Annotated in this window: 8 protein-coding genes; 1 reads left to right on the top strand and 7 read right to left on the bottom strand. The window is 32.4% G+C overall.

All coding sequences use genetic code 11. From position 1 onward, the window contains the following. A partial coding sequence (locus BUB63_RS01280; protein ID WP_143290224.1) for a transposase occupies positions 1-117 on the top strand: 117 nt, incomplete at its 5' end. Positions 118-308: 191 nt separating this feature from the next. Here BUB63_RS01280 and BUB63_RS01285 read toward each other — a convergent pair. The 7 genes from BUB63_RS01285 to BUB63_RS01315 all read right to left on the bottom strand — a co-directional run bounded on the left by BUB63_RS01285 (position 309) and on the right by BUB63_RS01315 (position 13,744). Then, the gene (locus BUB63_RS01285; RefSeq protein ID WP_073247675.1) at positions 309-5,588 is read right to left on the bottom strand and encodes a pullulanase X25 domain-containing protein; all 5,280 of its coding nucleotides are present in this window, start codon (positions 5,586-5,588) and stop codon (positions 309-311) included. A 166-nt stretch (positions 5,589-5,754) separates the two neighbouring features. After that, on the bottom strand, positions 5,755-6,888 hold the full coding sequence (locus BUB63_RS01290) for a metallophosphoesterase (protein ID WP_073247676.1): 1,134 nt from the start codon (positions 6,886-6,888) through the stop codon (positions 5,755-5,757). A gap of 26 nt (positions 6,889-6,914) precedes the next feature. Continuing rightward, positions 6,915-7,652, bottom strand: a complete 738-nt coding sequence (locus BUB63_RS01295) for an alpha/beta hydrolase (protein ID WP_073247677.1) — start codon at positions 7,650-7,652, stop codon at positions 6,915-6,917. 13 nt (positions 7,653-7,665) lie between these two features. Continuing rightward, on the bottom strand, positions 7,666-8,430 hold the full coding sequence (locus BUB63_RS01300; RefSeq protein ID WP_073247678.1) for an SDR family NAD(P)-dependent oxidoreductase: 765 nt from the start codon (positions 8,428-8,430) through the stop codon (positions 7,666-7,668). After that, positions 8,427-9,071 carry an acetoacetate decarboxylase family protein gene (locus BUB63_RS01305; RefSeq protein WP_073247679.1) on the bottom strand — a complete coding sequence of 215 codons (645 nt, stop codon included), beginning with the start codon at positions 9,069-9,071 and terminating at the stop codon, positions 8,427-8,429. The genes BUB63_RS01300 and BUB63_RS01305 overlap by 4 nt, the downstream gene beginning before the upstream one ends. 439 nt (positions 9,072-9,510) lie before the next feature. Beyond that, the gene (gene carB, locus BUB63_RS01310; RefSeq protein ID WP_073247680.1) at positions 9,511-12,684 is read right to left on the bottom strand and encodes a carbamoyl-phosphate synthase (glutamine-hydrolyzing) large subunit; all 3,174 of its coding nucleotides are present in this window, start codon (positions 12,682-12,684) and stop codon (positions 9,511-9,513) included. A 10-nt stretch (positions 12,685-12,694) separates the two neighbouring features. Next, positions 12,695-13,744, bottom strand: coding sequence for a carbamoyl phosphate synthase small subunit (locus tag BUB63_RS01315; RefSeq protein WP_073247681.1), 1,050 nt, complete (start codon positions 13,742-13,744; stop codon positions 12,695-12,697). Positions 13,745-14,066 lie beyond the last annotated feature (322 nt).

Below are 14,066 nucleotides of genomic sequence, written 5' to 3' on the forward strand. Positions count from 1 at the left end.
TATACAAATGCTTGTACTGAAGGCTTTAATAACAAAATTAAAGTTATTAAAAGAAATGCCTTCGGCTTTAAAAACTTTGATAGGTTTAGAAATAGAATTCTTCATTGCTGTAATTAAAGTAAATTATAATACCAAATTTTAGAAAACCAACTCCCGTTGGTCTTTTTGTCCTGCAATTTTTTGCAGGGGACTCTCCCCCATCCAACCTATCTTTATAAAATCACTCTCAAACAAGAAAGGACAGGCATTCTAATTGAATACCCGCCCCAACAATTGACAAAGAGCCAATTAATAGAGGCTGAAATTTATCAGCCTCTATTAATAACATACTTTTTTGAAGATTTTCTTAAAATAAACATACCAGTTATTATTAATGCTAAAGATATAAATACTACTCCTTCTAATGGGAATCCACCTGTTTTTGGAAGTTTATCATTTTCATTCTGTTTGTCATCAATTTTTCCATTATCCTTTTGCTCTTTTTCTTCTTTATCCTTTACGTCTTCTTTAATTTCAATCTTTTTATTTGTTATTATATAATCGCTGCAGTGAGTTATTACAAATGTAACTACTCCATTTTCAAAGGTACATTCAATTTCTTCAAACTTTTGTGTTGCTGGATTAAAGTAATATACATAAGCTTTCTTTTCACTAAACTTATCATTATCTACTTTAACAGATACCTTTACATCAGTTCCAACTAAAATTCCAAAGTTACTCTTAATATTTAATGGAATATAGTAGCTATTTTTAAGTAGCTTATTTATCACATCAATATTATCCAATTTTTCTTCAACTGAAAGTTTTAGGTCTCCATCTACATTAATTACAATATCCTTTGCATTAAATTTAAACTCTACTCCATCTACATCTACAACAAGTGTCAAATTCTTAGTTGCTGCCAATGATAATACATCCCTTAATACCTTATCATCATTTAATCTTACTTTAACCTCTGAACCTTCCTTAGTATCGTTACTTAATATAGTATTAATATCTTCCATTGCATTTTTTACTTCTTTTTTATTCACTATAAAACTTGGATCATATGCATCCTTTAACTTTTCTGAATCAACAGCAACCTGTCTAAAGTTATCTACTAATACAACACCTTGTTTTTCTAAAACTTGTACATTAACCTTACCATTTTGTACAGTATATTCTCTTCCAGTAACAGCATCTGTTAACTTACTTATATTTTGTGGTACATCTAATTCAATTGTTTTTGTTTCACCATTATTTATTAATACAAAGGCAGTTTCATTTTTTAGTGTTCTCTTAAAGGCAAATACACCATCAAGTTCTATCGGTGATATTTCTCCTGTTCTTAACACTTCATAAGTATTTCTCATATTTGCAAGTTTAGCATACCATTCAACCATATCCTTGTCGCCCTTACCCCAAGGGAATGCCCTTCTGTTATCTGGGTCATCTGCACCTGCTTGTGCTGCTTCATCTCCATAATAAATAACTGGTGCACCTGGGTAAGTCATCTGCATTAGTACAGCAAGCTTTAGAAGCTTCTTTGCATTTTCAGTTGGAGCCTCTGCAACAGCCTTTTGGCTCTTTTCGTAACCATCAAAAGCAGAAATTGCCCTTTGTGTGTCGTGGGAATCTATTAAGTTAAACATCGCATAGAAGGCTTCCTTTGGATATTGCTCTCTCACTAACTCTAAGACTTCCATTGTTTCTTTTGCATCCTTTTTACCCATTAGATAATCTAAAACAGCAGCTCTAAATCTATAGTTCATAACAGAATCATACATATCTCCAAGTAAGTATCTTGATGCATCGTCCCATATTTCGCCTATTATTACATTGTCGCCCTCTTCCTTTACTGCCCTTCTAAAATGCTGCCAAGTTTCATCTGATACTTCATTTGCCACATCAAGTCTCCAACCGTTTGAACCTTGTCTTAACCAGAATCTTGAATTTGAATCTTGTCCATCTATTATTTCATCTGCCCAAGACTCAACCTTATACTCTGAACCATTTAATGCCTGAATTACTGGCATCGAATCGAATCCCCACCAGCCTTCATAGGCATAATGTTCATTCTTTGTACCTACATCAACTTTTCTATTTTCAATCTTAAACCAATCCTTATAATGGAAATCAGTTATTCCAATTGATCTAAAGTAATCTTGAACTTGTTTTTCTGCCTCTTGTTGAGTTAGTCCCTTTTCGTTCATTAAGTCGTAAACCCTTGACCAATATTGGTATGCACCAAGTGGTTTACCCTTTGTCATATGTTTACCATACCTATCAAAGTAAATTGAGTCGTCTGAAACGTGGTTAAATACTCCATCTAATATTATTTTCATTCCTCTTTGCTTTGCCTTATTTGCAAGTTCTACAAAGTCATCCATTGAACCAAGTAGTGGATCAAGTTCTCTATAGTCTGTTGCATCATATCTGTGGTTTGAAATTGATTTTGATATTGGGTTAAAGTATAGAACATTTACACCTAAAGATTGTAGGTAGTCAAGCTTTTGAATAACTCCTCTAATATCTCCACCATACATTTCATTACACCATTCACCATCGCCCTTGGTTCCTTTATAACCATCATTGTTTTCTATTGAAGGAACCTCAGGTATTGCATACCAATCTTCATAGAACTCGTATGGCAAGAAACCTCTTGCTAATTTCTGTGCATAATCATTATTTTTATCTCCATTGTAGAATCTATCAGGGAATATGTGATATATAACAGCATTCTTCATCCAGTCTGGTGTCTTGTAATCATTTAAATAAACATTTAAACCATAGTACATTACCTTGCCAAGCTCATCTGCCTTACCCCTACCGTAAAGACCATCATCATCACCGTAGGCCTTAACATCTGAACCATTGGATACTATAAAATAGTATTTATACATTCCCTTTTCATTTGGAGTAAATTTTGCTGTCCATAGGTAATATTCATCCTTTTGTTCCCTTGTCATATCAAAACTTAATTGTCCATTTGGAGTAAATACAACAAGCTTTGCCTGTGCTATATCTCTACCTGTCTTTAGTCTAAGTGTTACCTCTTCACCAACCTTTACTGCACCAAATGGAACCTTATATTCACTGCTTCTTGAATCATAGAAAATTTTAGACACATCAATAGAACTTGAAACAGCATTATTAAATATTAAACCTGTGATTAAATCATAGCTGAATTTAACCCTTTTACCTTCTGTTAATGTAATATCTTGATATACAAATTCTTTATCGTCTACCTTAACTTTGATATTTGAATAAGTTGCTGCACCTAATTCAACTTCTGTTGAATAAACACCTCTTAACTCTAAGTCCTTCATAACATATTCTTTATTATCTATTACTAATTTTGGTCTTTCTTCATCTGATAGCCTTGGTATATATTTTGTTGAATCAGTTACTATGTGGCTTATATCAGAATAGTAGAAGGTTACATCCTGAGTCTTTGGATTTTGCATTGTTATGTTTGCACCGTTTCTTTCTCCATTGTTTCCGTAGTTTTCATTCCAAGAACCCATAGCAACTTTATATTCATATATACCTGCTGGAAGATTTTTAATTGTTAATTTATATAGATTGTCTCCTATATGCTTCATTCTTGTATTTTGATTTGATGGATCCCAGTCTCCTCCGCCTACAAAATGCTGTAGCGTACCTGCTAATATTGCTGTTCTTCCGCCAGGAACTTCAGAAAGCTCCCTAACAACCTTTGTTTCCTTTGTTAATTCAATACCTGAATTTTTATCCTTTCCCTTTAATTTTAAAACAACCTCTTCAACACCCTCTGGTAATGTTGAAACAACAAGCTTTCCATTTTCTATTTTTGCAATATTATTTGGATTTTCAACAAGGCTCCATTCAACATCTAAATAGTCTTCTACACTTCCATCTTCTTTAAGTACTCTTCCCTTTAAAGTAAGTTCTGAATCCATTTGCATTTCAAAAGGAACAAGTAGCTCAATTAATCCTGGAACATATACAACCGAATTATCAAAGGCACCATCCCCTGTTTTTCTTGGGTTTACTGGGTCAAACATCCAGTTTCCATCAACAATAAATTTATATTGATAAACTCCAGGCAATACATTATCTAAAGTTATTGTAAATATGTCTCCTTGCTTTTCAAAGGTTCTTCTTTCCTTCCAGTCTTTATCTAATATTGAACCTGCAAGTTCTACCTTCCTAACCTTTCCTGTCAAATCTAAGTAATTAAATGTAACACTTGTTCCGTTTACTACTGGACTTTTAACCCTTGCTGGAACTTTAACAACAGAATTTTTCCCACCATATCCATCATCTGCTTGGTTTGGATTTGATGGATCAGTTATCCAATTTCCATCTACTACAAATTTATATTTATATTCACCTGGGTTTAAAGTTAATTCAATACTCCAAACTCCCTTTTCATCCTTTACCATTAAATCTTTTTCTGCATTCCATCCATTAAAATCCCCAGCTAAATAAACTTTATTAGCATTATTATTTTTATATCTAAATATAACTCTTCCATCTGGATAAATTTCTGGACTTACAATAGGTGCCTCAAGACCTAATATTTCTGCAACTTTATCAGTATTATTTATGCTGTCATAAAGTTTTCTTTCCTTTACATCAGCTATGAAGTAGACTATTTTACCTTCCTTTGGTATTGTTACTCTTAAATTACCACTTGAAGGTATGCCTCCTCCATCCCAGCTGTAATTTTCACAAGCCTTATAATCAAAGGTTCTATCTTCACTTTGTGGTGCAAAATACTTTGAGAAAATAAATTTTCCTTGTCCATCTAAATAATAAAACTCAAATCCCTTAAGTGCTGCATCCCACTCTCCACTTTGAACTTCTCTTATTGGCCCAATTAGTGAAACAACAGTATTAATATCTGGATTGTTTACTGAATCTACACATAAATTTAATTCTGGATTAGCAAGGAATGTAACATTAACATTGTCTGTTAACTTATCCTTTTTAATAACTCTATTGCTTCCTTGTATTTCTCCTGCTCCCCAAACGTGGTTGTAGGCAACCTTATATTCAAAATCCTTATCCTGAGGAGTTAAAGTAAATGTACCCTTATAGAATCCTCCTCCTATATACTCAAGGTCGAAATTTGTATCTGCTGGATTCCAATCTTGTCCATTTTGTAAAAAGCCATTAAGTGTACCTACAAGTGTTGCACTGTTTTTAAATCTTTGAGATTCATTAATGGAGTCATAAACTTCCTTATTCTTTGCATCAAATCTGAAAATTACCTTAGTATTGTCAGCAGGAACCTTTAATTTTCTATTATCCCCACCTGGGATGCATCCATCCCACTTGCCATTGAAGGCAACCTTATACTCATAGTCTCCTGCTTTTTTGAAGGTTACTACCTTTTCATAGACACCATTTTGGTATAGTTTCATAAAACCTTCAGGATTTTCTGGCCTCCAGTTTGAATCCTTATTGTCGCCATCTGGAGTAAAGTTACCAACAAGTGAAACGATTAAGTCAGCAGATAAATAGTTTACCTCTGCACTTGCCCTTGGTGTTAACCTTGGAAATAGAGTAAACATAAAAAAGAACACCAATAGCCAGCTTAGAGGTTTTTTGATTTTTTGCATTTTTTAGCCCCCCTCTATGCAATCGTTTGTTCATTATAATTGTAAAGATTTTTTGAAATCTTTTCAATAATTTACAAACTTATTTTTTTAAAAAAATTAAGTTTGTAAACAATAAAAGAGTCCCATTTAAGATTTTTAATCTTACATAGGACTCTTTCAAAAATTTTTATCTACTTTTTGAAACTTTTATGCTTACAATTTCACTCAATGTTGCAACTCTAATCGGTGGTCCCCAAGTACCATATCCACTCGAAACAACGAGAGTAAAATCACCCTCCTGCATTATACCGTGGTCGATATCATATATCTTTCCTGTAATATAATTTATAGGGAAGAACTGACCCTTATGGGTGTGACCACTTAGTTGCAAATCTACTTCTGCCTCTTTTACCTCCTGTATATTTCTTGGCTGATGGTCAACTACTATTATATATTTATTTTTATCTAAACCCTCTACTAAATCCTTTATGCTCCTTCTCTCTTTTCCATTAACCCTTGATGAAGATAGGTCATCTCTACCTACTAAATATACTCCATCTACTTTCTTCACATCATCGATAATTAATCCTATACCTGCCTCACCATAACATTTTTTTACTTTTTCTATATCTCTTGATATATATTCGTGATTTCCAAGTACAGCATACACACCATATTTTGATTTTATATTCTTTAATATTTCTCCATATCTTCTTTTTTCAAAGATATCAATATCATCATCTATCAAATCTCCTGCAAATATAACAATATCAGGAGATTGTCTGTTAATTAGATTGACAAGTTTATTCAATCTTCTCTCTGTGATGATTGTTCCAAGATGAACATCACTTACCATAACTATATTCAAATCTTCATCAATCTCTTTTTTAGTTGATAATTTATATTCTGCGACTTTAGTATTTAGTGCATTTATTGTACCTACAATTATTAATAATATAATTAAGGCTGCAACAAAAATATTAGCATAGGCCAGGACTGCAGGCGTTTTATATCCCTTTATTAGGATTTTAAGTGCAAACCTTAAGATATCTACCAAAAAGAAGGCAATCATTACATAGAATAAAACAGCAATATAATAGGAACCTAAAAGGCTTATAATGTAGTTTAAATTTTTTGATAGGTATTTTCTTAAAAACCTTTCAAGTATAAAACTTAAGGACAAAAATATAATTACAACCCAATAAAGCTTTGCACTTAAAAAGGGCATTATTCTTTTTATGTTTCTAAACATTCTAAGTCCTAAATAATAATTGCCAAGTCCATATACAACAATTGTTATTAGTATAAAAAAAACTATCATAACATCTCCTCATTTGTATATATTTCCTATTTGATTATATCCAAAAACTTTACGATATATTCAGATGTTATATTCTGCTGCTCTTCTTCACTTATTTTTGCTTCCCCATCTCCCTTTTGCTTTCCATAGCTTCCAAACTGACCGTGATTTCCACCTTTTATTTCTACAAATACTGTATCATTAGGCATAATATTTTTTGAAGATTTTATTTTATCTAAGTTTGCTACTTTATCTTCACTTCCCCATATTGAAAGAGCCTTTATATCTTTATCTTTAAAATTAAATTTTTCCTGTGGATAGGATGCAAGAAGAAAAAGTCCCTTTATTTTATCTAAATGATTGTAGGCATAGTCTGATGCCATAACTCCTCCTAAAGAATGTCCTCCTATAACCCAAATGTCTATATCACTATTTTCCTTTATAACTTCCTCCGCCTTATTTTTACCAAATATCGCTAAATTAAGGGGCATAGGGGTTATAACTACCCTATAACCTTTTTCTGCAATTTTAGATGCTATCTTAATATATGCTGAAGATTCAACCTTTCCTCCAGGATAAAATATAACTCCCTTTTCTGCTTTTTTATCTAAAGGATTTATAACAATGTTTCTGTCTATTTGTATTTTTACTTTTTCATTAGATTTTATAAATGCTTCTACATCAAAATTTGGTTTGTATGCTGGAACTGCCCATACTAAAAATATAATAGTCAATATGCAAATTAAACTTAATAAGACTCCTGCAATTTTTTTAGCCTTCTTCAAATCTTCTCACCTCTTATACCTTTTCTAACCATCTCTTAAATTTATTATACTGAGATTTCTGATAAAGTTTATAAATAAAAGGAAAAATCCTATTTAATATAGAAATTATAACAAATGTTTTTGATGGATATACATATTTTTTATTTCTCTCCATACCTTTTATTATACATCCTGCAACATAGTGGGCAGACTGACTTGGGAAAGGTACTGGTGCAGTTTTTGTTGATGTTTTAAAGAAATTTGTTCTTGTTGCTATAGGATATACAATCATTAGATGACAGTTTTTATCCATCTCAAATCTGTATGCATTTTGGAAAGAATCTACTGCACTCTTTGTTGCAGAATAAAGTGCATATCCAGGAAGAGGCATCTTTGCAACAGCTGAATCGGTTATAACATACATAAAACTATTATTTTTATTTATATTTTTCATCTTCTCTAAACAATATATTGGTGCAAATACATTTGTCTTAAATATCCTTTCTATATGTTCATAATTTGCCTCTTCAATTTTTTCATAATATGCAAAACCTGCATTAGCTATAAATATATCTATTTTATCAAACAATTCTAAAGCAAAATCAAATAGTTTATCTAATTCCTCTTTATTTGAAACATCACATTGATAGGGATATACATTATTTATTTTAGGTATTTTATCTACATCCCTTGAAACAGCTATTATTTTACACCCTTTTTGTGACATCATATATAAAAGCTCAAGACCTATACCAGATGATGCACCTGTTAATATAATATTTTTACCCATTAAATTCATAATTTCATCCCCTCTATTTCAGCCTTTGGAAATACAATATTAAAATCAGTAACTTTAACAACAGCAATTGGTTTATAGTATTGTATATTAGGAAAATACTTTTCATTAATTTCTATCTGTTCTATCCTTGCAAAACTCCCCTTACCGCTGCCATAAAAATTTGTGTAATATAATTTGTCCTCTTGTTTTTGAACTAATGGAAATGGTAAAAGTTTTGTATTTACAGGAAACTTTATTTTTCCATCTTTAAAAGTTATTTTTAATATCCTTTCTTCTCCCTTTGAAAATTCTACTTGACTCACATTCCCATTTTGTTTTATGTTGCAATCCGCAATCTCCTTTGGTATAGCCCAATTCCTTATTCCATTTACAACGCTTTCTTGTGTTGTTACATATATTTTTGATATGGTATTTAATTTTTTACCATTGAATTTAAATTTCCCTGGTATAAAAAGAAGCTCCCTATACGGCCCTACATCCGACTCCTTGTAGTCCACAATCATAACACACCCTAATCCACCACAGTGACAATCCTTTAAAAAATCCTGTGAAAATATGTGATTCTTTATAAAGCTTTTTTTAAATTTATAGAGCAATATATACCCATCACCCTTTAAACTCCAAGGTGCCTCCTTATACATAAAAATCCCCCTTACATCAACTATTTAATAATTATTATATAATATTTTTTACTAAAATTGTATTAACAATTTGTGTACATAAGTACAATAACACCCAGATAATTTTAAGCATAAAGTAGCTCCAATTGTTGAGAAACCCACTTGTTAGCTAAAGTATGAAAAAGCCCTATGAAAGGATTTCAACAGGCTCTTTCGTTAGCTTTAGCAATCCTTAGCTTTTCGACTTTGAAAAAGTCCGTAATTTGGCACAGGACGTGCCGAGCCGAGCGGCCATCAGAACGATGGCATCGCGAGGGTAGGACTTTTTCAAACAAAGAAAAGCTTAGAATTGCTTAGTAAAATGAACGAATGCCTAAAAATCCTCCATAGGGCTAATCAATATATATCTTTTTCCAAAGCCTGAGCTACTATTTATAGCATAAAGTAGCTTTTAATATTTTTATAAATTATAAACATCATAATCCCCTCTATTTTCCATAACCTCAATAACAGCCCTTAGGGTGTCAAGCGAAGTTAATACTCTAATGTTTCTCTCTATTGCTCTTCTTCTTATTTTAAATCCATATCTTTCTAAATCATTACCCTTTGTCGGTGTATTTATAACTAAATTTATATTTTCTCTATCTATAAAGTTAAGTATGTCATCGTCCTTTACCAATCTTACCTCTATTCCTCCACTATTTAATGCCCTATAAGTTCCATCTGTTGCATAGATTTCACACCCTAATTTTTTCAATCTCTTGGCTAAATTGATAAATTCATATTTATCATAATCATTTACTGATGCAAATATATTTTTAATTTTTCTTATATCTAAACCTACACCTAAAAATCCCTTGTAAAGGGCTTCGTTTAAGCTTCTTCCCACACCTAAAACCTCTCCTGTGGATTTCATTTGAGGTCCTAATGCAATTTCAGCATTCTTAAGTTTTTCGGTTGAGAAAACAGGAACCTTTACTGCAACAATTTCTGCTTCTTTATATATATTCACTCCATATCCTATATCCTTTAATTTTTCCCCAAGCATTACTCTTGTTGCAACTTCAACAATCGGAACTTTTGTAACCTTGCTTATAAAAGGAACTGTTCTTGATGCCCTCGGATTTACCTCTATAACATATAGCTCATCTTGATGCTCTATAAACTGTATATTTAGCATTCCTTTAATGCCTATTGCCTTTGAAATCTTTTTTGTATATTCTAAAACCTTCTCCTTTATTTTTTGTGAAACACCCTGCGTTGGATATATTGTTATACTATCTCCTGAATGGACACCTGCACTTTCTAAATGTTCCATTATCCCCGGAATTAACACATCTTCACCATCTGAAATTGCATCAACCTCAATCTCTCTTCCACAAATATATTTATCAATAAGTACAGGGTTTTTATTATCCCTTTCAAAGGCAGACATTAAATAGAATTTAAGTTCATCTTCACTCCTTGTTATCTCCATACCCTGTCCACCAAGCACATAGGATGGCCTAACTAAAAGAGGAAAACCTATTTCTTTTGAAGCCTTTATTCCTTCCTCTACTGACCACACTGCCCTTCCCTTTGGCCTTTTTATATTTAGCCCTTCAAGAAGTTCATCAAACCTTTCCCTGTCCTCTGCTAAATCTATCTGCTCCGATGAAGTTCCAAGTATTGTTATTCCCCTTTTATCTAAATATTTAGCAAGCTTAATAGCAGTCTGTCCTCCAAATTGAAGTATTACTCCATAGGGTTTCTCCTTTTCTATAACATTTAAAACATCTTCTTCTGTTAAAGGCTCAAAATACAATTTATCCGAGATATTAAAATCAGTGCTTACTGTTTCAGGGTTGTTATTTATTATTATAGTTTCAAAACCAAGCCTTTTTAATGCAAGTACACAGTGAACTGAGGAGTAGTCAAACTCTATACCCTGACCTATTCTAATTGGGCCTGAGCCTATTACTACAACTTTTTTATTATTTGTAACTATCACTTCATCAAAGTCCTCATAGGTTGAATAGTAATATGGAGTTTCTGCTTCAAATTCACCTGCACAGGTATCCACCATCTTGTAAGCTGGATTTATGTTCCATTCTCTTCTTAAATTCTTTATCTTTTCTACATCTACATTTAAAAATTCGGCAATTGCTCTATCAGAAAAACCAATCTTTTTATATTCAATTAATACCTCTCTATTTATATCCCTTAAACTTAACTTCTTTAATTTTTCTTCTTTATCAACTATATTCTTAATCTTATATATAAAAAATTTATCTATCTTAGTTATATTTGAAATTTCTGTAGCACCTATGCCCCTTCTTAAAAGTTCTGCTATTATAAATAGACCTTCATCAGTAGGCTCCTTTATACTTTGTTTTAATTCATCTATATCTATATTTCTGTATTTTTTAAATTCCAATGAATATGCACCTATCTCAAGGGAACGGACTCCCTTTAAAAGTGCCTCCTCAAAGTTTCTTCCTATTGCCATAACTTCTCCAGTTGCCATCATCTTTGTTCCAAGGGTGTTATCTGCTTGGGCAAACTTATCAAAGGGCCATTTTGGTATCTTTACAACTACATAATCTAAACTTGGCTCAAAGCAGGCATAGGTTTTATTTGTTATTTCATTTTTTATCTCATCAAGGCTATATCCAAGGGCAATCTTTGTTGCAACCTTTGCAATAGGATAGCCTGTTGCCTTTGAAGCAAGGGCAGATGAACGCGACACCCTTGGATTTATTTCAATTACTGCATACTGAAAAGAATCAGGATTTAGTGCAAACTGAACGTTACATCCTCCCTCAATTCCAACTGCATTTATTATATCAATAGCTGCAGTTCTTAACATCTGATATTCTCTATCTGATAATGTTTGGCTTGGTGCAACGACTATGCTGTCTCCAGTGTGCACTCCAACAGGGTCTATATTTTCCATATTGCAAACTGTTATACAATTTCCCTGACTGTCGCGTATAACCTCATACTCTATTTCCTTCCATCCCTTTACACTCTTTTCAATCAATACTTGCCCTATTGAACTTAGCTTTAATCCTGTATCTAAAATTTTCTCTAGCTCCTCTTCATTTTCTGCAATTCCACCACCTGTTCCCCCTAATGTATAGGCAGGTCTTACTATTACAGGATAGCCAATTTTCTTTGCAAACTTTAAACCATCCTCAAGAGTTGTAACAATTTCACTATCAATTATTGGTTGATTTATTTTTTTCATAAGTTCTCTAAACAATTCCCTATCTTCTCCACGCTTTATTGCCTCAATCTTTGTACCTATAACGTTAACATTGTATTTTTGAAGTATGCCCTTCTCATAAAGTTCAACAGCTAAATTAAGGCCTGTCTGTCCACCCATTCCTGCAAGAAGTGAATCTGGCCTCTCCTTTTCTATTATCCTCTCTAAAACCTCTGCTGTTAACGGTTCTATGTATACCTTATCTGCCACCTCTTTATCCGTCATAATTGTAGCTGGATTTGAATTTACTAATACAACCTCAATTCCTTCCTCCTTTATTGCCATACAGGCTTGAGTTCCTGAATAATCAAACTCTGCTGCTTGTCCTATAATGATTGGCCCTGAACCTATAACAAGTACCTTTTTTATATCTCTATTAAGTGGCATAGTATCCCTCCTATAGTGCTAATTTTAAAAATTCATCAAATATGTAGTCGTTGTCTTTTGGACCAGGACAAGCTTCTGGATGAAATTGAACTGAATAAATTGGAAGTTTTTTGTGTCTCATTCCTTCGATTGTACCATCATTTAAGCTAATATGTGTTACCTCCGTATCTTCTGGAACAAGATCAACATAATATCCGTGGTTTTGAGATGTTATATATATTTTGTTCTTCACTAAATCCTTTACAGGATGGTTACAGCCTCTATGTCCATATTTAAGTTTTTTAGTTCTTCCCCCAAGACTTAGGGCTATTAACTGGTGCCCTAAGCATATGCCTACAATTGGTTTTTTATTTATTAATTCTTTTATATTTTGAATAACATCTTGCAGCTCCTCTGGGTCTCCTGGCCCATTTGATAAAAATACCAAATCAGGGTTTACCTCTAAAATTTCCTTATATGATGCTATAGCTGGAAATACGGTTAATCTGCATCCTCTTTTTATAAAGCTTCTTATTATATTCTGTTTTACTCCAAAATCATATACCGCAACGTGCTTACCTTTCCCTTCTATTTGATATTTTTGCTTTGTAGTTACCTTAAACACTGCATCCTTGTTTGAAAAGTTTTGCATCATTTCCATTGCTCTATCAAAATTACAGTCTGCAGGTACTATAACCCCCCTCATTGTACCTGCATCTCTTAGTATTTTAGTTAAGGCTCTTGTATCTATCCCCTCTAATCCTACTATTTTATTTAATTTAAAATATTCATCTAAGCTCACTTCACACCTAAAATTGCTTGGAAATTTGCATTTTTCTTTTACAATAAATCCCTTAACTTTAATTTTTTCAGATTCAATATCCTCAAAGTTTATACCGTAATTTCCTATAAGAGGATATGTCATAACAACTATTTGTCCATAATATGAAGGATCAGTTAAAACCTCCTGATACCCTGTCATACCAGTATTAAATACTACTTCACCAACTGTTTCTTGCAGGTCTCCGAATGCATTACCAATGAACTCTATTCCATTTTCAAGTATTAGCTTTGCCTTCATATTTTCCCTCCTTTAAACCCTTTAGAGGCTAAATTAAATCATTTAAATTAGGATAATTTTTAATGCACTATATTACCTAAGAATTAAAAAGGACACTCAAGAGATTATAAACACTAATCCCTTAAGTGTCCATTATGTTTTATAAAAATATGTTGGCAAAGCAATAGTTTTAATTAAATTACAAAAAATTGTCATATTTATCATACTCCTTTCTGGCCTCACGGGACCAATTTAAAGTGTATTTTTTAAAATTTTAATCTAATATAAACATGGTGTCAATTCAAAAAGAATTATTTTTTATTTTAAAATTTTTCTGAATATT

Origin of the sequence: Caloramator proteoclasticus DSM 10124 (assembly GCF_900129265.1) — a bacterium.
Classification (GTDB): Bacteria; Bacillota; Clostridia; order Clostridiales; family Caloramatoraceae; genus Thermobrachium; species Thermobrachium proteoclasticum.

Excerpts from the sequence above, each read along its gene's own strand:
- BUB63_RS01315 (WP_073247681.1), bottom strand. The coding sequence starts at position 13,744 with ATGAAGGCAAAGCTAATACTTGAAAATGGAATAGAGTTCATTGGTAAT.
- carB (WP_073247680.1), bottom strand. The coding sequence starts at position 12,684 with ATGCCACTTAATAGAGATATAAAAAAGGTACTTGTTATAGGTTCAGGG.
- BUB63_RS01290 (WP_073247676.1), bottom strand. The coding sequence starts at position 6,888 with ATGATAGTTTTTTTTATACTAATAACAATTGTTGTATATGGACTTGGC.
- BUB63_RS01305 (WP_073247679.1), bottom strand. The coding sequence starts at position 9,071 with ATGTATAAGGAGGCACCTTGGAGTTTAAAGGGTGATGGGTATATATTG.
- BUB63_RS01300 (WP_073247678.1), bottom strand. The coding sequence starts at position 8,430 with ATGAATTTAATGGGTAAAAATATTATATTAACAGGTGCATCATCTGGT.
- BUB63_RS01285 (WP_073247675.1), bottom strand. The coding sequence starts at position 5,588 with ATGCAAAAAATCAAAAAACCTCTAAGCTGGCTATTGGTGTTCTTTTTT.